General features: G+C 36.7%; 13 protein-coding genes. All 13 read right to left on the bottom strand.

Annotated features, from left to right (window positions below):
• Nucleotides 1–370: 370 nt before the first annotated feature.
• A complete protein-coding gene (locus MWU82_RS23090; RefSeq protein WP_247098098.1) occupies nt 371–2,695 on the bottom strand; it encodes a tyrosine-protein kinase family protein in 2,325 nt (774 codons plus the stop codon).
• Nucleotides 2,696–3,116: 421 nt separating this feature from the next.
• Complete coding sequence (locus MWU82_RS23085) at nt 3,117–4,106, bottom strand: NAD-dependent epimerase/dehydratase family protein (protein WP_247098097.1); 990 nt, start codon at nt 4,104–4,106, stop codon at nt 3,117–3,119.
• Between the two features lies 1 nt (nt 4,107).
• Nucleotides 4,108–5,307 carry a glycosyltransferase family 4 protein gene (locus tag MWU82_RS23080; protein WP_281502466.1) on the bottom strand — a complete coding sequence of 400 codons (1,200 nt, stop codon included), beginning with the start codon at nt 5,305–5,307 and terminating at the stop codon, nt 4,108–4,110.
• Complete coding sequence (locus MWU82_RS23075) at nt 5,304–6,878, bottom strand: alginate lyase family protein (protein WP_247098095.1); 1,575 nt, start codon at nt 6,876–6,878, stop codon at nt 5,304–5,306. The genes MWU82_RS23080 and MWU82_RS23075 overlap by 4 nt, the downstream gene beginning before the upstream one ends.
• A gap of 54 nt (nt 6,879–6,932) precedes the next feature.
• Nucleotides 6,933–9,050 (bottom strand): bi-domain-containing oxidoreductase, encoded by a 2,118-nt coding sequence (locus MWU82_RS23070; protein WP_247098094.1) that lies wholly within the window; start codon nt 9,048–9,050, stop codon nt 6,933–6,935.
• A gap of 41 nt (nt 9,051–9,091) precedes the next feature.
• The gene (locus tag MWU82_RS23065) at nt 9,092–10,498 is read right to left on the bottom strand and encodes a phenylacetate--CoA ligase family protein (RefSeq protein ID WP_247098093.1); all 1,407 of its coding nucleotides are present in this window, start codon (nt 10,496–10,498) and stop codon (nt 9,092–9,094) included.
• A 29-nt stretch (nt 10,499–10,527) separates the two neighbouring features.
• Nucleotides 10,528–11,493: a hypothetical protein gene (locus MWU82_RS23060; RefSeq protein WP_247098092.1), complete on the bottom strand. Its 966-nt coding sequence runs from the start codon at nt 11,491–11,493 to the stop codon at nt 10,528–10,530.
• A 33-nt stretch (nt 11,494–11,526) separates the two neighbouring features.
• Nucleotides 11,527–12,636: an EpsG family protein gene (locus MWU82_RS23055; protein WP_247098091.1), complete on the bottom strand. Its 1,110-nt coding sequence runs from the start codon at nt 12,634–12,636 to the stop codon at nt 11,527–11,529.
• Entirely contained in the window at nt 12,636–13,766 is a 1,131-nt protein-coding gene (locus tag MWU82_RS23050; protein WP_247098090.1) for a glycosyltransferase, read from the bottom strand. The genes MWU82_RS23055 and MWU82_RS23050 overlap by 1 nt, the downstream gene beginning before the upstream one ends.
• A 15-nt stretch (nt 13,767–13,781) precedes the next feature.
• Nucleotides 13,782–14,828 (bottom strand): glycosyltransferase, encoded by a 1,047-nt coding sequence (locus tag MWU82_RS23045; RefSeq protein WP_247098089.1) that lies wholly within the window; start codon nt 14,826–14,828, stop codon nt 13,782–13,784.
• A 46-nt stretch (nt 14,829–14,874) separates the two neighbouring features.
• Nucleotides 14,875–16,149 (bottom strand): oligosaccharide flippase family protein, encoded by a 1,275-nt coding sequence (locus MWU82_RS23040; RefSeq protein ID WP_247098088.1) that lies wholly within the window; start codon nt 16,147–16,149, stop codon nt 14,875–14,877.
• 149 nt (nt 16,150–16,298) lie between these two features.
• Nucleotides 16,299–18,140: an asparagine synthase (glutamine-hydrolyzing) gene (gene asnB, locus MWU82_RS23035; protein ID WP_247098087.1), complete on the bottom strand. Its 1,842-nt coding sequence runs from the start codon at nt 18,138–18,140 to the stop codon at nt 16,299–16,301.
• 92 nt (nt 18,141–18,232) lie between these two features.
• Entirely contained in the window at nt 18,233–19,393 is a 1,161-nt protein-coding gene (locus MWU82_RS23030; protein ID WP_247098086.1) for an MraY family glycosyltransferase, read from the bottom strand.
• Nucleotides 19,394–20,605: the final 1,212 nt, after the last annotated feature.

Genomic DNA, 20,605 nt, shown 5'->3' with positions numbered 1-20,605 from the left:
AACTTTCAACATTGAACATTCAACACAAATCTTTAGTCTAGGCTCCAGATTCTAGTTTCTCAATACTAATTGCTGATTACTGAAAACTGTTTGCTGTAAGAAGCAGATTGCCACGCTATGCCTGCCTAACGGCTAGGCAAGCTCGCAATGACGTCAGTTTATAATGTTGAAGACAGAAACTATTGGCTTTTGCCTAAAGAGCTCTGACCACTGACCACTGCTTACTGAATACTGGGATGTCTTCTCGATACAATTTTATTGCGCTGCGCTACATAAAATCACCTACCTGCCGGTAGGCAGGCTCGAAGTGACGGGCATTAGACCTTAAACCTTGAACATTAAACTTTATAACATTAAACATTATAACTCCTTACTTCTCGCTCCCATACCCATAACCATAGCCATAGTTATAGCCTTTGGCCTTGCCATTGCCCACACCGTTGACCACATAGGCCATGTTTTTCAGTTTTTTGGTTTTGTGCAGGTTTTTGGAGAAATCCAAGAGGCGCTTGTCCGTTAGGCCGGCACGAGTTACAAATAGTGTAGCATCGGCGAATTTTGAGATCAAAAGTGTATCCGAGACCAACATGGTAGGAGCGGTGTCCAGTATAATATAGTCGAATTCTTTTTTGGCAGCGGTGATGAACTTTTCAAAGCCGGAACTGGAAAATAGTTGAGGGGTATTGGGGTGTATGGAACCTCCAAAACAGATTTGCAAAGTAGGGTTGTCCGAACCACTGTCAACAACACAATCTTTCCAATTCATCCCGGGATCGTTCAGGTAGTCCGACAGGCCTTTGTGATTGACACTGATGTTGTAGAAGTTATGCAATTGTGGATTGCGCAGATCGGCACCGATTAGCAGGACCTTTTTGTTAAGACTGGCATAGGCCAGGGAGAGGTTGTGGGCTACAAGGGTCTTACCTTCTCCTTTAACGGAAGAGGTTACCATGATCAGTTGTCCCATACCATTGTTCTTTTCTGTTAAAAGGTAGTCCACATTGGCACTTAAAATCCGGAACGATTCTGCCAAAATGGAACGGTCGTTCAATTCCAATTTCTTTTTAACGTCCTTAAAAAAAGGAATTTCGCCTACTACGGGGATATCGGTGGTTACCTTTTCTATATCGGCACGTTCACGTATTTTGGTATCTAGGGTAAAGCGGATGTAGAGCACGGCAAACGGTAGGAACATCCCAGCCAGTAAGGACAGCGCAAAGACTACGGTCTTTTTAGGTGATACGGGAATGTCATTGGTAAGGCCGTAGTCCACCACCTTAACCGTAGGTGCCGTTACCGCATAACTAATGGCGGCTTCTTCCCTTTTTTGTAACAAGAGTAAAAAGAGGTTTTCCTTAATGCTTTGTTGCCTCTCTATGGAACGCAACATTTTTTCTTTCTCCGGTAATCTGGAAAACACGGAACCCGCCCGGCTTTCCTCACGTTTCAATTGTTGGAGGGTATTTTTTAGTTGGGTGCCATAGATGTTCACCGATTTTATAATGTTGACCTTGGCGCGCTCCAATTGGGCGTTCAGATTCTGAAGGGTAGGGTGGTTGCTGCCCACGGTGGGCAAGAGTTTTTCCCGTTCCAGTGATACTTCGTTATAGCCTACCACCAAGTTATTAAGGCTGGCATTCTCAATTCCGATATTAGCGGGCAATAGACTATAATCATTTTGATTGATGACCGTTTCCTTCAGGATTTCGGAAATGGAGATCTGGTTTTCCAGTTTTATCACTTCTTCTTCAGTTTCCGATTTTCTTTGGAGGCTCATGCCGGCATCGGCCTCTATATAGGAGAGGCTGTTGGAGCGTTTAAAGCTTTCCTTGCCGCCTTCAATGGAGTCTAATTCCTGGCTTAGGTAGAGGAAGCGTTCGTCTATAAAGTTCAGGGTACGCTGGCTCACCAATTGGCGGTCCAATACCCCGTCGTGGTTAAATTTTTCAATTAGGGTATTTAGGATTGCCTCGTTCCTTTCCATGCTAACGCCCTCTAAAGCTAGGGACAGGATTTCACTGTTCTTATTGGTAGCCTGAATTTGAAGGTCATTTGCCAGCTGGATAACGGTACTTTTTAGGGGGCTTAGTACCACCTTATAAGTAATGCCCTTGTAAAAGGAAGGATCTGCACCACCCACCATACGGATACCAAAGGGAAGACTATCAATGAGATGTTCTGGTTCGCTTATATTTGGCGTAAAGGTTTTTTCATTGGCATCCGTAATTTTAATGCCCTCTTCGTTTAATATTATGGTGTAAGGCTTAGGGGCTTGTAAGCTATCTGCTTCTATTCTTTTGGTAATCTGGAAAGGTGGGGCCCAAATCTGGGTGGTTTTTACATTACCTACCACATAATGAGATACATCCAAATTAAGTTCCTTGACCACCTGGGATAGGATGCGGTAGGACTTTAAAATTTCGATCTCGTTTTCCAAATTGATCTTGGAGCCTCCACCAAGTAATGACAAGGCGCTGGAAGCGATATCCATTTCCTGTGATTCGTCTATAATCTTAATCTTGGCTGTTGAACTATAAGTAATAGGGGCATAACGCATATAGGTAATTCCCAATCCTATACTTATAATTAAGGCAAGGATAAACCATGGCCAAAACCGCAAATACCTTTGAATAATTTCCTTTATTTGGAAGGATTCTTCTTCTAAATGTTCTACACTATAGGGTGCTTCTCTCATCTTATTCCTGGAATTTTATTTCTTGGCCTCTTCCAAAAAAGTGGATTGCCAATAGCCATTTTGTCGCAATATTTTTATACTATTTTCTTAGGGACATATGAGTCCAGATAGCACTAGTAATTAAAGCTCCTTTTCAACTTATAAACAAGAATTCGTAAGTTGTACTTTAAAGGCAAAATTACCGTTTTTTAGGTTAAGTAAAAAAAGGTTTATATACTCTATTATATTAATATTTGTCCCAGGACCCGTTTTGGTGTTTTACTATCCCATTAGTAGGGTATACTTTCCATTCTCCTCTCCCCCAAAATAATTTTTACATGTCTAGGGTTCAGTTTTTATTTTGGATCCAATAAGCTTATTCGTGCCTTGGATTACGGGTGGTGAGAGGTTCATGATAGTCCATTACAATTGGTCATTAATTTTACTCAGAAAAAAATTCTATATTATCACTTTTGGATTTTCCAGAAAATTCATAGTTAAGTGTTCTTTCTAAGCCTTTTTCCAAGGTATAAGGTGAGGTAAATGAATTTTCTATTTTTCCAGCATTAAATTGCGTGGTAGCACAAAATTTCTTAACTCTTACCGAACTGATCGCATATTTTTTATTCGTTATAAGTGCCAGTGCATCCAAAAAATACCCCCCTAATAAACCTATGGAATAGGGTATTTTCAAAGTTGGTATTTTTATATTCAAAGATTTCGAAACAACATGTGTTAATTCCTCCATTGTTAAATCCGGTTTATCTACATAGTTAAAAATATTGATCCCGGAATTTGATTCATGAATTTTTGAATTGATAAAGGCCACAACATTACCAACATATGCCATTGATTTTCTATTGGTGCCATTTCCGACCATTAGAAATTTTCCGGATGAAATCTGTTTTAGTAAATTATACACGTTGCCTCTGTTCCTTTCTCCAAAAATTACCGTTGGCCTTAAAATGGTGATATTTTTGTTTACATTGTCTAATTTGTACCATTCCTGAATAACTTGTTCTGCTTGCCACTTACTTTTTCCATAATGATTGAAGGGATCTATAGGATGGCTTTCGTCTGGATTGTCCTTGTTTAAACCATAAACGGCGACACTACTTGTAAAAATTAAGTTTTTAATCTTATGTACATCCATTGCCTTTAGTACATTTCTGGTGCCCTCTACATTTACGTCATAATATAAAGAGGTAGGGAAAACGTCATCACGATGTTCCGCAGCCAAAAGTATAACTGTATCTATATCCTTTAAGCTATTTACCAATTTAGAATAATCCCTAACATCACCAACCATAGTAATATTTGGATAAAATGGGCTTGGATTCTTATCAAAAATTTTAAATTGATTAATATCAACTGTTTTTAACAATGAGGAGCCTACAAAACCACTACCTCCTATGATCAATGTCTTTTTCATTTTAATTAAATTGATTTAAAAAAATTTCTAAGCTTTCAAATTGTTTGTGATAATTGAATTTATTTTTTTGGAGCTTTCTTTGATTTGTTTTCCAAACGTCAACTTCATCCTTGGTCATTCTACTAAAATACTTTAGCATTGTGTTTACAGATGTCCAATCTCCAGGGATAGATGATAGGCCAATGTTTTCTTCCTTTATTAGTTCCGCTCCATCGCCTTCTCCAGAAAACAGGATCGGTACTTCCAGTTGGATTAATTCATATATTTTAGAGGGAAAAGCGCCTTTAATGTGCGTTGATAATGGAACAAGAGCGGCATCATATTTAGTTAAAATACTATGGGCCTCTTTTTTTTCGAATTCGCCATGAAAATAGATTGATTTAGAATTGTATTTAATATATTGTTTAATTCCTTCCTCTTGCATTCCTCGGCCGTATATATGAAATTCAAAACCATAGGCCTCAAAATTAACATTTTTACATATTTCCAATATGCCTTGCGCATATCCTAAGAGACCAGCATAAACAATTCGTTTTTTATTATTTTCCATTGTTTTGTCCAGTACAAAATTTTCACTTAAATCTTGCGGGAGATTTTTATATAAGAAAATGGGACGCACAACAAAATGTTTAATATGAGAAAGTATTTCATCAGATTGCCCAATGATAGCAACAGAATTGCGATATATAAATTTTTCGATACTGGTTAATAAATTATAGAAAACACCTTCATTTTTCAACACTCCTAACTCAACAGCAGATTGGGGCCATAAATCACTTACATTGAGAATTGTCTTGGATCTTAGAATAAACTTCGAAAACAGAACACCTGTAAACGAAACAAATAGTGGTGGAGAGTTAACTATTATAATATCCGGACCACGAAAGATTTTTAGGAAAAGAAACAAGGCAAGTGAAAAGGAAAAAGAAAGCATGCTTAAAATCCTCTTAATTTTGTTTTCGCTATTTGATGGGTAAATCCAAAGGCGATATATACTTATGTTATTCTCGTCAATTTTCTTATGGTAGATTTTCCCCTTATAATCCGTTGCAATTTTACCATTAGGATAATTAGGTAAAGGGCAAATTACGGAAACCTTGTAATTACTTTGAGATAGGCTTTTGGCCAAATTTTGAATCCTGGAGGATGCTGCTCCAATTTCAGGGGTAAAATAATTAGAAATTATGTATAGGGTCTTCATTTAAGATTAATTATAGTTTGTAGCTCTTTGGTAAATAACACTTTAATCAAATTTCCTTCTACGGTTTTGTTAAAGCCTTCGGCCCACGCATAGGTGGATTTCTCCACCTCGATGCTATCCCCAATAAAATTGATGTTCAAGTTCAATTCAGGGCATTTCAATGTTTGGTCTTTTAGCACTAAATTGGTCACGGCTGGGTGCAAATGAAAATAGGCTACTCCTGGAATCAACTTCCCTCTCAAGGAATCTGTAACAAGAATTTCTTGTTGCTTGAATTTGAAACTTCTTTGGTGCACAATACCCAATTTTTTATAACCATCATGGGAGGCTGTAAATTCATTTTCAAATTGGGTCAGTTCAATTATTTTGGCCCTATTGGCAACCCTAAAGCCGCCCCAGACTGCGGATGAATTTACTCCATTCACTTTAACGGTGTTATGGGATTCTGTGCTTCTTTCCAATTGTCTTTGGCTATTTTTTTCATAAGTAGAGGTGCCCGCATCTACAATAAATGGCTGCTCTTGTACGTATAGTTCAAAATTAAAAGTATCGGCATGGGCATGGCCAGGAATATAATCGGGACCTATGTTTCCAAGGTCCATAAAGCATTCGAATCGTTGAGAACTCCATTTTCGATATCCGGAGTCTTTTAGTTCAGTCTTGGTCCATTTTAGACTCAAATTTTCGGCATAGTTAAACAATTCCTCCGAGGACGGTGCTATACCATAGGCAGCATCGTTTACCATAGGGATATCACCATTTTTGTAAGTGATGGTTTGTAACCATCCCAACATTGTTTCGGCCATGGTTACAAGATAACCTAATAATCCATCCTGTTTCCAGGAATTTAGCCTCAATAGTTGAATGGAATCCAAAATCCTGTGCAGTATAATTTGATGGTACATAGGACTCAGTTCAAAATGCGCCCCATCATTTAATATTTGTTCCTTTAGTTCACCTTTTATGATTTGGACGCCCTTTTGGTAGTAATTGTCATTCTTAAAATAAACCGCTCCAAATAGCAAGGCAAATCCATTCTCCAATAGATGGTTTCCCAATAAATGATATTCCAAATTATCATTTAATCTTTGATAATCGTTAAATAGGCAGACGTTGATCTCTGGGTCCTGAATCTTATTCTTAGATAGAAATTTTACCCAGTTAATACCCCGTAAGGAGAGGGGATAGGGCTCCAAAGCAGTTTTTAGGTCTTGCTTTTTTTTAATAAAATCCTTAATTAAACCTAAGCCGTCCTCTTTGGAAATACGCCTCTGGTTCAGAAACTCGAAGTAGGTTAGGTTATAGGTCCATAATTTACCATATTCCGAAAAATTCCAGTCGATAGATTCAAAGGATTTTTCAAGGTTTAGAAATAAAAAGCTGTTGTTTCCCTGCCAACTATTCTGAAATTGCAAAGTAGTGTTCCAAACTAAACTTGTAGTTTCCGGAAACTGATCAGCATATTTTTTGTGGTACAGCCTATTCCTTACTTTATAGTACACCTGATAAGTCATTTGCGTAAAGCGCATATGTCTTATGGTGTTAAAAAGGAGCTGTAGTTTTTGAATCATACACTGTTTTATCCTTTGTTTGTATTAGGCCGTTAGTTGATAGTAATCAGCTTCTTATAGTTTTATCCAATCCCCGGCTTTTAAACTCTGCAAGGCTGCAAATGAGGCTTTGGTAGTGTTAATAATGCTATCAAATGGAATTATAGGTTGCCCTCCATTTATTTGTTGTTCCACAAGTTGTTGAAATTGGTTAAAATGACCCTTATCCTGTTTTGAACTGGATTTGGAAAAGCCTTTAAAGCCGTAAGCTTTCAGTTTTCGCCAGTTATCCATCACGAGTGTGCGCTCCTGTGAAAATACTTCCACACGTTCCTTGGAATAGGCCTTGGATCCATTGGAGAAATAATTGATTACTGCGTTAGATCCGTTTTCATATTGTAATAAAATGGAGGCATTGTCCGTGTTCTCTTCCGGATTGGTTCCCATGGCATTCATGCATACCGCAACCACTTTGCTTCCTGTTAAATAGGAGCATAAGTCAATGTAATGGCAGGCTTCCCCTAAAATTCTACCGCCACCTATTTCCATATCATGAACCCAAACATCGGCAGGGATGGTACCGGCATTCATGGTAGCAACAACATTTATTGGACTATCATCCGAACCCAAAAGCTTTTTCATTTTAATGGCCAAGGGGGCGAAGCGCCTGTTGAATCCAACGGATACATTTACCTCGGCATCCTTATAGGCCGTAATGATATCCTCCATTTCCGATTGCTTAATGGCCAAGGGTTTCTCTACAAAAACACTTTTACCTGCATTAATGGCTTCCAAAACCATGGGTGCATGCATATTATGGCGAGTAGTGATCAAGACCAAATCTACCTCCTCATCTTTTAGAATTTCCGAATAATCCGTGGTAGAATTGGAAATAGCATATTTTTTTGCCATGATGGTCCCGGTGAGCCCCCCAGAACTGGCAATATATTTTATGTTTGCCTGTATTTTTTTAAGGTTGGGCAGAATGGTACTACTGGTAAAATTCCCCGCTCCCACAATTCCAATAATGCCCTTTTGAGCCTTAAATGACCTTTGGTCTAGGGCAACTACCGATTTTTGTTCGGCATTGTTATCATAAATTAAGATGCAAGCTATAGAGTTGGGATTGTTCATATTTCCATAAATGCTTTGGTAATCATTTAAAGAAATACGTTCTGTAATCAAAGGTTGCACCTTTAACACATTCTTGGATATGGCATTAAGGATGGCTTCAAAATTCCTTTTTTCTGTCCAACGCACATGACCAATGGGGTAGTCTTGCCCTTTTTGCTCGTAATTATCGTCATAACGCCCGGGACCGTAGGAGCAAGACACTTGGAAAGAAATCTCCTTTTCGTAAAAATCGGCCCTACTGATATCCAACCCAATTACCCCGACTAGAATAATGCGGCCTCGTTTGCGACACATTTGGGCAGATTGGGAAATAATTTCATTGCTTTTGTTGGATGCCGTAATAATTACTCCGTCTACGCCCACACCATGGGTATAATTCTCCAAAAACTTAACCTGATCGGTGCCTTCGCCGGGGTTTATGGCCACTATTCCCTTTTCTTTGGCCAAGGCCACTTTTTTGGCATCATAATCAAAGCCTATTACGTTACAGCCGTTGGCCAATAATAGTTCCGCCGTTACCAATCCTATAAGGCCCAAACCTACCACAACGATCGTTTCCCCAAAGGTGGGGTTCAACAATCGTATACCCTGTAGTCCAATAGCGCCTATAACGGTAAAGGCAGCCTCCTCGTCAGTAACATTATCGGGTATTTTGGCAACCAAATTTTTAGGGATACACACATATTCCGCATGATTACCGTTGGAAGCCACCCGATCTCCAATTTGGAATTCCGTTACCCCTTTGCCCACGGCTACCACTTCACCAACGTTACAATACCCTAAAGGTAGGGGTTGCCCCAATTTATTAAAAACAGCATCCATAGTGGGTTTTAAACCGTCTGTCTTTACCTTGTTTAGTACCATTTTTACCTTGTCTGGTTGTTGCCGTGCCTTGTCCAAAAAATTGGCCTTGCCAAAATCTACCAGCATACGTTCAGTGCCTAAGGAAACGAGGCTTCTGGTTGTTTTTATAAGTACAGATCCTGCTTTTACTTTTGGAACGGGAACTTCCTCTAAAATAGTATCCCCCTTTTTAAGATCTTGTATAATTTGTTTCATTTTGGTTAATTTATCCGTGTTTTTAATAGTTGAAAAGCTGATTAATCTATATGTACCTTTATGTTATTTATGTCTATGTATGATATTACTGCCTTAAATTTGCCGGAGTCTGTCCGTTCTATTTCATCCACATATTCAAAATGTACTGCAATGCTAGAACTGATCCATTTCCGAACCTTTTGCCTTAAATGGGTTTCATTCCAAGAGGTATACCCTTGGCGTTTAACTATTCTAAAGGTTACCTCCCCTAACTTATATTGGACTATCTGACATTCCTGTATTTCTTTGGTATCCTTAAAGAGATAACTGTGGACCTTCATGGTTAATCCTTCTGGAGTTATAATATAATCCTCATTTCTACCGTCAATATTTAGGATTGTACTGGAATTTCTGCCACATGCACATTTTTCTGTACTCCAGGTGGCGGTGTCACCTACATTATATCTAATAAAGGGCATACCGTAGTTAGCAAATCCGGTAGCCAATATTTCTCCGGAAAAGATACTTTTTGTTAAATAGTTTGCCCGATTTGGTTCCAAATGGCCAAACTCAAAATCCTCATGATAATTGCCATGTTTACATTGGGTAGCGTTACCGGCCCCTTCAGAAAAACCATAGTGATCGGTAACAATACAGCCCAGTACCCGTTCTATACATGATTTTTGGTAAACAAATAATTTTTCGGCTCCACTAAAAACAAATTTCGGTGGATTTTTAATTTTTAGCCCTAAACTTTCGACAATATGGCAAAAGGAGTAAATAATGGACGGATAACCTGAAAAGAAAACAAAATGCTCCTTGTCTATATAGTCTATAAAATATTTAATGTTTTCATCCTTTATATGCTGCATATTTACCAAATGCTGGTTCAGTGGTTTGTTTACCCTCCAAAAAGGTGGTTTTTTTTGATTTATAGGTACCGTAATCTTTCCTATAAAACTTAAACTTTTGTCCCCAAAATTAACGCCATATTGTTGCCTTAGCCGCCACCATAGGGCCCATTGAAAACGGGTAGATTTCTTAGTGGCATAAAAATCCAATGCAGTTCCTGTACTGCCACTGGTCTGCCTAGAGAACAATTTACCGTCCGGATGGTTCTGTGATACCATATTTTTCCAGTGCTCACGGATTTCTGCCTTTTTTAATATGGGTATTTTATGCGTATCGTCCAATTCCTGTATTAGATTTAGTGGCAATCCTGCTTTTTTATATTTATGCCTATAGAAAGGAACGGTGGCATAGGCATGTTGGTAAATTTTTTGCAATTCCCTTAATTTATAATCATAAATCTCTTGTTCGTTCCAATATTGGGATTCCTCTAACCAGTCCAAATATTTGAAAAATTCTTTCGAAAAACGCTTTCTTTTTAGAAAAGTGCCATAGATGGAACAGATTAGGTTTTGTCCATATATAGGTGTGTTTTCGTATATGTAATTTTTTAATCCCAATATTTACAACTTTTATTTAAAGCACCTTATTATTCCTTTTGAGAGTAAATGATATTCATTTCTATGTAAACCTTCAATATATCGTCGAAATTATTCTTTACCTCTGAATGCGTATTGTTCTTTGTCTTATTTGAAATTAAATATTGTAACTCCTCAAGATTGTTAAAAATTAGAACATCATTTGGCCGATCGACTACCCCCGTAGCAATAACGGTCTTATTAAAATACAGGGCTTCTTTGACCGATAAGGAATCCCCATCCGTGGTGGTTGCCCTAATTAGTGCATCCGTTGCTTTTATGATATTAATGAAATCATGCGGTTGGGTAATAAAGAGTACGTTATTGGGTAATTCCTTAAAAATCCCAATCAAATATTTATAATAGTTACCAGTAGGATCGGAAAAAATTAGTCCTATTTCTTTATTTTTTGTAAATAAGCTAACTAGATCTGAGCCCATGTACGTTTCTTTTCCTTGATCGTCCCGGACGTAGTTATATGCATTGGTAGAATAAACAACATTGAAATTGGATTTAAATTTCCCGATTTTTTCTATAAGAATTTCATCTAGTGGTGCAATATCACCTTCTATGGGGGGGATAAACGCGCCAATTAAATAGTTCTTGCTTATTCGAATATTCGATGCGGCTTTATAACTAATTTGGTTTAAAAGAATGGCAGCATCAGAATATTTAAGGGAATATATATCGAGAATATTTTTGAAATTATAGTTTCCATGAAAGGTTATGAGGACTTTTTTGGACAAGAGTCTAAAGAATAAAACCAGGAAAAGCCTAAGCACTTTTTTTGTTACGTGTAAATGAACCACTTTGGCATTAGCAATCTTATGAATTATAACCAATACATTACGTTCCTTAGAGTAATCTAAAATAGCAAACTCAATATTTTCCACAGCTTTTAAAGAGGCCAAAAGTCTCTTAACGTGTGTTGTAACTCCTCCAATAGGAGGCGGTAACTTTGCAATTTGTAATATCATTAATTTGTTTTTTTTAATTAACCCATGGTGTACTTAAAATTCTATGAACTTATAGGGCGCACTTCCATTATCGTTATAATAAATATTAGAGATAAATAGGATTATGAAATATAAAATAATTGCATTGGCCATTAATTTTTGTTTGGATCGGAACAAATAATCAATAATAAATGCAAGGGTAAAAACATGAAACAGTAAAAAATAGTTATTTATTCTACCAATAAAATGTATAGCAGAAAATGCGTTATAAATAACGATCCCGATTAAGGAAAGGGTGAAATATGGAAAGTAGTTAGAATTAAATCTGGTTAGTTTATCGTAATAAGCCAAGACTATAAATCCCACACCTACTCTTGCCAAATATCCCAAGGTTAAGGAACCGCTTACGTTAAGGTCGGTGTTGGTGTCCTCTAAAAAGTGGCTATAATCTACCTGTGAATCTTCCATGACACTAAAAACCGATGAGATATTTAGTATACTGGCCAATGGAATAAAGTGTAACACTAAACTTAAAAGAAAAGCCCCGTACCAAATGTATTTGGATAACCTAATCTTATCCAATACAAAGTACAGGGGAACAAATAGAAATAAACTTTTATGCATTAGGCCTCCAATCAAAATGATCACTAGAAAAGGGAATAGTTTTCGTTCCTGTATAAATGCCACAGCAACGGCCAGGGCGCTCATCGCCAAAGCCTGCCGAACCCCATTAAAGGAAAAGAAATAAAAGCCATAAGTAATGAAAAAGAAAACCCCTAAATACAAAAGTGATTTATAATTTTTAAAACTGTAAAACAATAGAGAATATGTGATAATAGCGGTAAGCGTGAAAAATGCCCAAACTTCCAATCCAATATTGTTCAAGGTGTCCACTATAAAAATAAAGCCATATTCTATCTCCATACCTATAGCATCATCATAATAAGGTTGTTCCTTATATAAATAGGAATAACCAGGGTAATCTGCCCCTACATTATACCTAAGACCACTAACGATTACCAGTACTATAAGAGCTAATAAAACAAACAATACCTGTCCTTTATAATTCCTTTTAAGAGTTTGTTTGTTGTATCCCATTTTTATTAAGACCACGCTTAATAAAAGGGTAGAAAAATAGACGATATAGGTAAAGAGGTCTGCCATTAATCTTGTTTGATCTTGGTTGGGTTAATAGTGGCACTTTTTTCTATGTTACCTTGTTGTTGGTGCTGGTTTAGAATATAGTTTTTAAGGTTTTCTGAAATATTGGCCCAATTGTAATGTGATAGCGTATTACGTATCATATTGGAATCCCATTTTTTTAAATCTTTTGAAAATTCTGTTAAAGCGCTGCAAAAACTTTCCGGGTTATCCTGGCAAAGAAATCCATTGTTAAAGGTGATCAATTTCTTGTTCTCCTGTGTTTCAGTGGCAATACAGGCCATACCGGCATTAACATATTCAAAAGTTTTGGTGGGGGGTTGGCAATCGTAGTATTCGGTCATTGGAATATAGGAAACGCCTACATTGCAATTATCAAAATAATAGTTTAAGTCTTTATGTAATTTCTTACCATGAAAAATAACTTCCTTTTGTAATCCTGTATTTTCAATGGCTTTTTGCAAGAGGGTAACATATTCTGTATTTCCGTTGCCAACAATGTCATAGGAAACTTTTAGTTCTGAGGTACTGTTACTTTCCAAAAACAATTTAAGGCCATATACGGTATCATGAATATTACGCCCATCCAAAGTACCAATATAAAATAGCCTAAGACTATCAAAGGTCTTATTTTTCGTAGAAAGAATGTCGGCACCCAATGGAAGAATAAAAACCTTTTCCATATTCAATTTTAATTTTAGGGCAAGACTTTCGGAAATTACAGATGTTCTCTTGAAAAATAGTGACTCAAAACGCATTAAGGAATTGGTAATTCTTCTTTTTGCCTTAGATCCGCTGACACTTCCCGTTCTAAAATCCAGGATCATATTTCTATGCCCCAGTATTTTTTTCAATAAGGAAACTAAGGGAAAATAAACGGCAAATAGGTATTCAGTTTTATTAGTCTTGTAGTGGATAATGCAAGATCTCATAAATCTTACGCCATTTTTAAAATAGGAACTATTCCATGGAACATATATGACTTCTACGCCGTCCTCTTTAATTTTGGGATACCCATTATCAAAACATATATAGGTAACCTTAAAATCGCTTTTAAGGTACTTACAATGCATATAACTATCTATATGATAGCCAAATTGAAATGTGTTGATATACAGAAGAGGATTATCCATTATTATGCTAATTCATTAATAGGCTTGGCTTTTAAATTCAAAATCCTGCCTCATTCTATTCATTTCTTCTTGATACACCTTTAAAAATTTTTCTTTACTAAAGTTAAGCGCCTTGGTTCTAGAATTTTGTTTCATCGAATAACATTTTTCATTATGAAGTTTTAGAAAATTTAGTGCATCTACAAATTCTTCCTTTGTTGCACAAAATCGAGAATTTTCTACATTACAATAATCCCTGATTGAACCAACATCTGAAACAACCATTGCTAAGCCACATGCCATAGATGTAGTGATAACATTACTTCCAATAGTATCTTCCATTACCGAAAGCGAAGCATCAGAATTTTGCATTATAACCAAAAGTTCATTTTCGGTTACAAAGCCTTTAAGCTTAACATTTTCAATATCGGAAAATAGGTGGCTCAAATCCTGAATGCCTTGCATAATTATAAAATTAATGTCAGGGCATTGCACTATAATTTCTTTAAGTAAGTTATAATCTCTCAATTGATTCCCCTGAACAAGAACATTAAAGGAATCCGTAGTTTTTAGGTTACTTGGCTTGTAATACTCTGTGTCAAGATAATGAAATGTCTTAAATATTTTGTTGTCATCTATTCCCAGTCCTATCATGAAATTTTTTAAAGAACTTCCAAGAACCCAAATTTTATCTAGTTTAGTTAGATAATTTTTTAAAATTTTCCTATCGGCATAACTTTTTATTAGACCATTCCCAGTAAGGTGTACCAGGCCAATAAGATTGATATCAGGCCTAATTTTTGATAAAATTGCAGCTATTATTTCTTGGTGAGCCGAACCAGGAGTCATGTACTCTGTAAAAAATAGGGAATCGCCTTTTTTTATTCTTAGAATGAAATAAATGGTATACAACAAGGATTTAAGAAGATTTAGATATCTTCCTCCGCGAAAAGAAAATAATCTAAATTCCTTAAGTATTACCGAATGGTCATTGGAATTCAAGTACTTACTTATATAGCCCATACCAGCATGGTTATCTTTGGTATTAGGCCAATTGACATAATGTATGAAGATGTTTGCCATTATTTATTTTTTATATAAATGCGAAATTGACTAATTTGAATTGATATCACTTTGCTGATCTAATTGAATAGAACCATGGCATTGGGAGCAATTTGTTACTTAGCCACCAAACCGCAATGAAAGTTATAAAAGATATGATGGCAGTAGCTTGTACAGCACCAATAGTCCCGTTATAGTTGATAAATAAATAACTTAAGCCCACATGTAGCAACCCAATAGAAAAAGTGACATAACTAAGGTAAATTGTTTTTTGGGTATAAAAAATGTAGTTCACCAACATGGAGTACATTCCATAAAAGGCAAAACCAAAAGCAAACCAAGTAATATATTCTTGGGATTCTATAAAATCCTTGCCCAAAAAAAGACCCACAATATAGGGCCCGGTTAAACTAAGGCCAGTAGCCAATAACAATAACCCAAGAAAATATAGGTACCCGTATTTTACCAGTATTTTTTTTTGAGGTAAGGTTACGTCCTTTAATTTTTCAAATAGAAAAGGGGTATAGGCTTTATTGAAGGCAGTAGTTATAACCATAATGACAGACGCAATTTGAAACCCTACAGTATATAAGCCTGTGGCTGTGGAGGAAATTAACATGGTGAGAAAAACTCTATCAATTCCGGTTCGTACCCAAGTGCTTAAGGCATGAGGCAATAAGGGTACCCCAAATTGAAGGGCATCCTTTAGATAAGGCTTACTTAGCTTTAAATTTAGGTAATTACGCTTAAACAAAAGCGTAAAACTCAAAAAACCAAATAGGAGCGCGGCTACTGATGTGGCAATAAGCCTACCGCGCCAACCCATTCCAAAACCAACGATCAATACTAGTGAAAGGGAAAGATTAAAGACACTTTCCGATATTTGATAAATCCCTAGAGGGATCGGTCTGTGTTCGGACTGCCATAAAATTAAGTTTATGGTGGTGAAAAATATTAATACTGTTACAAAGACCCCTATAAATACCCATTCCGTGGGTAAAGCCAATAATTCTGTAATAAAGGAATGAAATATAATAATTATTAATAAAACTATACTTGTGGTTACGGCAACTATCAGTAAGACATTGGCAATATAAATTTTTAATTGCTCCCGTGAAATTTTAAAAAACTTAACACTAATGGCACCGTGTGTTTCCAACGAAATGAATACTCCAAGTATAGAGGTAAAGACGGCAAAGATTGAAATAATTCCATAATCAGCAGGAGATAAATATCGTGTTAAGACCGGCAAAAGAATAAAGGGCACCAGTTTGTTGATAATATCGGATACCGTATATATACTTGCGTTTTTAAAAAACCTACTTCGTAAAAAATTTATCATTGAAAGACGGTTAAAGGGCAGTCTTTGTGAAATGCCAATTTAGGTTTACCTTATTCTCTGTTTGGATCGGATTCATGTTTTAATGGTTTTCAGCTCCAACCAATTTTAATAGATTAGTTTTTTCTTTAGTGGTTATTATAAAAAGTTACCTAATTCAAATTTTGTCTATGCCATTCTTCCAATACTATTAAGCTCCATAGATAAAGTGATCTATCTTTCTTTCCAGAATTATGTTCTTTTAAAAGCTGAGATACGAACTGATAATTCATCCCTCTTTTTTCAACACTTTCCTTTGAAAGGTAAGTTGAAATAAACCCATTTAAATCATTTTTCAACCACATGCCCATTGGTGGATTTAAACCTAATTTTGGTTTATTAATAATTTCATCCGGTACTTTGCCCTTCAAAAGTTTTTTCATTAAATATTTGGTCTGCCCGTCCTTAATTCGATAGTCTGAAGAAATGGAAGTCATAAATTCAATAATCCGATGATCGATCAAGGGTAGGCGCACTTCAAAACTGTTGGCCATGCTCATGGCATCCCCATATGCTAATAAATTATTGACAAGAAAAGTCTTTAAGTCGGTTATAGAAGTCTTAATAATCAAGTCCTGGGAGGGTATGGCATTAAAAACGTCCAAGACTACCCTGTCAAAATCTTGCTGTACCTTAAATAAGGTATTTATTTCTTTAATCGAAAAATAGGCTACCCAATCCTCGTACATTTCATCTACTGGTTTGGACAACGAATTAACAAAAGTCTTTACTCTTCTCAATTTATGATTCCCAGAAGTATCTTCCGAGATAAGTTTAAAAAACGGATTTAAGGCTTTCCAAAAAAGACGGGGAACAAATTTTATTTTATTGTAAAGTAAGGCTGCCTTATACCTGTAATATCCTCCAAAAATCTCGTCACCACCATCTCCGGCCAAGGCCACTGTGGCATATTTTTTAGTCTCCTTGGTAAGTTCGTGGATCAATATGGAGGTTGGATTACCGAAAGGCTCATCAAAATGATGTACCATTTTCGGCAATAAATCCGTGACATTCGGATGAATTATGATCTCATGATGGTTGGTATTAAAATGTGCTGCCATTCTTTTGGCATCACTGGTTTCATCATATTTATCAGCACCAGCAAACCCCAGGGTAAAGGTATTTATGGGTTTGTTGGAGTTCTTGGCCATATAATATAAAATGGTAGATGAATCTATTCCTCCGGACAGGAAGGAGCCCAGTTCTACATCCGCAATCATCCTAAGACGAACTGCATCATTCAATAAATGGTCCAACTTTTCAAGGATTTCCCCTTCTTTAAGATCTCTATTTAAACCAATGGAATCTATAGAATCCCAATATTTAGTAATTTTTAAATTTCCTTGCTTATAATAGAAATAGTGGGCAGGTTCCAGTTTTTTTACTTCCTGGTAAATGGAATTAGGGGAGGGGACATAAAGGTATCTTAGATATTGGTTTACGGCTTCATGATTTACAGATAGCCCTTTCACCAATTCTTTTATAACTTTTATTTCGGAAGCAAATGCAAATTGTTTTTCATTTTGGTAATACACAAAAGGTTTGATCCCTAATCTGTCACGAGCCCCAAATAAAGTATCATTTTTTATATCATAAATGGTAAAGGCAAACATGCCAATAAAATCTTCCAGGCATTTTTCCTTTTTTTCAATATAATTGTAGAGAATAACCTCTGTATCGGAGTTGGTTCTGAAAGCATATTTACTTTCTAATTTTTTCCGTATTTCCTTATAGTTGTACACTTCCCCATTAAACACAATTACGTAATTGCCACAGGCGGAAACAAAAGGTTGATTTGCGACTTCGGTCAAGTCTATAATTGAAAGCCTATTGTGTCCCAGGATGAAAGTGCCATAGGAGCTAGACGATGAATTGTCCGGTCCCCTATAGTCTGCAATACTTAAAAAGTTGGACCTCTCCGGTGCCTTAAAATTAAAACCTATTATTCCGCACATTATTAAAAATTCGTATTTCTGGAATTGTGTATATTATTGGAAAAACAAAATGACCTGTTTTTGATTAAATCTGATAATTAAATGTAAACCAATTACCCTAAGAAATTATTTATGATGGATCTAATTTTGGACCATTTTATGGGTTTGGGCTTGATCAATTTTAATTTTCCCTGCTTACGGACAAACAACCAGGGCGAGACGTATATTAAGGGGATGATAATTAGAATAATATAGAGCTGTACGTTTATGTACATATCTCTGATCAAAAAGGCCAGTTCTATTATAATACTGTTTAATACCACCACAAATAAGGAGGCCTGTTTATGGGTAATGCCCAGGTCTATTAGTCTATGGTGAATATGGTTCCTGTCCGCACTAAAGGGACTTCTTTTTTGGCTTATGCGAATGGCGAATACCCTTAAGGTGTCCAAAAGTGGATAGGATAATATGGCCATAGCCATGATAGGTGCTTTAATGTTCGTAACAGGGTTGTCTATGGTAGCGTTGTAGGATAAAAACCCAACGGCCTGAAAAGCCAAAAGAAAACCTATAAACATGGATCCGGAATCTCCCATAAATATTTTACGGTAGGGAGAAAGGTTATAGCGTAAAAACCCTAACAAGGCTCCAATGAGAACAAAAGAAATAAGAACAAACAGATAACGCCCATTTATAAAAAAGAAGGTGCCAAAAGATAAGCTGGATAGCAGGGCCACAGATCCTGCCAAACCATCCAGGCCGTCTATAAGATTAAAGGCGTTGATGATCAACAGAAATACAAAAAGCGTAAAGACTACTGAAATATAATAGGGGAGGTCCTCCAATCCAAAAATACCTTCAAAGCTGATAATCCTGATATCGGCCAATACAATGACCATTAGCGAGGCGACAGCCTGGACCATAAATTTCTTTTTTGGGGCCAAGCCAAAAAGATCGTCCTTGACTCCTAGAAACATCAACATAATAGTTGCTGTTAAAAGAGCCAAAAGTTTTATCAGATCGGGTTGTGACAGGCCAACCATTAAACCAAGAACGGCAATGGATAAGGAAAAGGCAATAAAGAGTCCAACCCCACCCAAAGTGGGCGTTTTTGAGGTGTGCATGCTGCGATCTCCAGGTTCATCCATAAGGTTTTTAGAACGTACCGCATAGATGATTACCGGATACATTCTGTAACACAGGAGAAGAGGAATGCATACAGCAACAATCCCTAAAAAATAGAGATTGGAAAATATTTCATAAAGATATGCCATAGTTAGTGTTTAGCACATAAGGGTATTGTTAGTATTAGCTAGTCCATGCACTATTTTGTAACACTTTATAGGGGGAATTCTAAAGGAACAAAAAGCAAAATTTAGGGTAAAAAATTATTACAAATTATAATAGAATCTTTGATGCGCAAATCTAGGGATTTTTAAGGTTTTTAATATGATTTAGCTTTGTTTTGTATTATTTCATCGATTAAATGCACTTTTTATCTATTAAGTGTTTAGCACTGTAACAAGCAAAAAAAACGTAATAATTAGGGACGTACAATGTTGGAAGATTATTAAAAGGTTTGCCTTTATACATGTTTGTGGTCCTAGTGAAATTGCGAAGGCCTGTCTAACATCAAAATTGCCTATAAGCTTCTGGATATTTGTCCTTTGCCCATCTGTGATTTTAATTATGGATAAAGGCAAAGCTTGTGAAATTTGTGAGTTCCCCCGAACACGATTTCAACAAGCCAGCCAATATGCTTTTGTAGTAAAACAATTTTACCTAATTATACCATTCCAATATTCAGGTCTTAAACTCATTATTTCGTTTCGTTCCACAAACCTAAATTTTAAGATGGACATTTCCCTGTGGAAATCCGCAAGGTCCTAGAGAAGTATTTTTAGGTGTATTGTAGTTGGATTTTGATTTGTGGGAGTGTGGCCCAAGAATTGTGCCTTTTAATGGTTTTATTCTATCGTCAGTTCGAGTGGAATGCCGATAGGCATTTTATATCGAGAACCGGTTTTTGCACGCCGTTCATTTCTCGATACAATTTTATTACGCTGAGCTTCATAAAATCACCCGCCTAAAGTCGGGCAGGCCCGCCTTACGGCCGGGCAGGCTCGAAGTGACGACTTTCAACACAAATCTTTAGTCTTGGCTCTAGCATCTAGGCTCTAGATTCTAGTTTCTCAAGTATTGGTTACTGATTACAGAAAACTGTTCACTGCAAGAAGCAGATTGCCACGCTATGCCTGCCTAACGGCTGGGCAAGCTCGCAATGACGGTTTTAGTTCTGTAGTCAGTTCGAGTGCTTCTCGATACTATTTTGCTCCACTTCGTTTTGCAAAATCACTCGAAGTGACGGGCTGACCACTGACTACTGTTTGCTGTAAGAAGCAGATTGCCACGCTATGCCTGCCTAACGGCTAGGCAAGCTCGCAATGACGGCATTGAACTTTCAACTTTCAACATTGAACATTCAA

The sequence above is a fragment of the Arenibacter sp. S6351L genome (assembly GCF_023016025.1).
In the GTDB taxonomy this organism is placed as follows: Bacteria; Bacteroidota; Bacteroidia; order Flavobacteriales; family Flavobacteriaceae; genus Arenibacter; species Arenibacter algicola_B.
Note: the sequence above shows the minus strand (reverse complement) of the source record. Positions and strands in the feature narration are given on the sequence as shown.

Coding starts and splice junctions, on each gene's coding strand:
- MWU82_RS23090 (WP_247098098.1), bottom strand. CDS start 2,695: ATGAGAGAAGCACCCTATAGTGTAGAACATTTAGAAGAAGAATCCTTC.
- MWU82_RS23085 (WP_247098097.1), bottom strand. CDS start 4,106: ATGAAAAAGACATTGATCATAGGAGGTAGTGGTTTTGTAGGCTCCTCA.
- MWU82_RS23080 (WP_281502466.1), bottom strand. CDS start 5,307: ATGAAGACCCTATACATAATTTCTAATTATTTTACCCCTGAAATTGGA.
- MWU82_RS23075 (WP_247098095.1), bottom strand. CDS start 6,878: ATGATTCAAAAACTACAGCTCCTTTTTAACACCATAAGACATATGCGC.
- MWU82_RS23070 (WP_247098094.1), bottom strand. CDS start 9,050: ATGAAACAAATTATACAAGATCTTAAAAAGGGGGATACTATTTTAGAG.
- MWU82_RS23060 (WP_247098092.1), bottom strand. CDS start 11,493: ATGATATTACAAATTGCAAAGTTACCGCCTCCTATTGGAGGAGTTACA.
- MWU82_RS23055 (WP_247098091.1), bottom strand. CDS start 12,636: ATGGCAGACCTCTTTACCTATATCGTCTATTTTTCTACCCTTTTATTA.
- MWU82_RS23050 (WP_247098090.1), bottom strand. CDS start 13,766: ATGGATAATCCTCTTCTGTATATCAACACATTTCAATTTGGCTATCAT.
- MWU82_RS23045 (WP_247098089.1), bottom strand. CDS start 14,828: ATGGCAAACATCTTCATACATTATGTCAATTGGCCTAATACCAAAGAT.
- MWU82_RS23040 (WP_247098088.1), bottom strand. CDS start 16,149: ATGATAAATTTTTTACGAAGTAGGTTTTTTAAAAACGCAAGTATATAT.
- asnB (WP_247098087.1), bottom strand. CDS start 18,140: ATGTGCGGAATAATAGGTTTTAATTTTAAGGCACCGGAGAGGTCCAAC.
- MWU82_RS23030 (WP_247098086.1), bottom strand. CDS start 19,393: ATGGCATATCTTTATGAAATATTTTCCAATCTCTATTTTTTAGGGATT.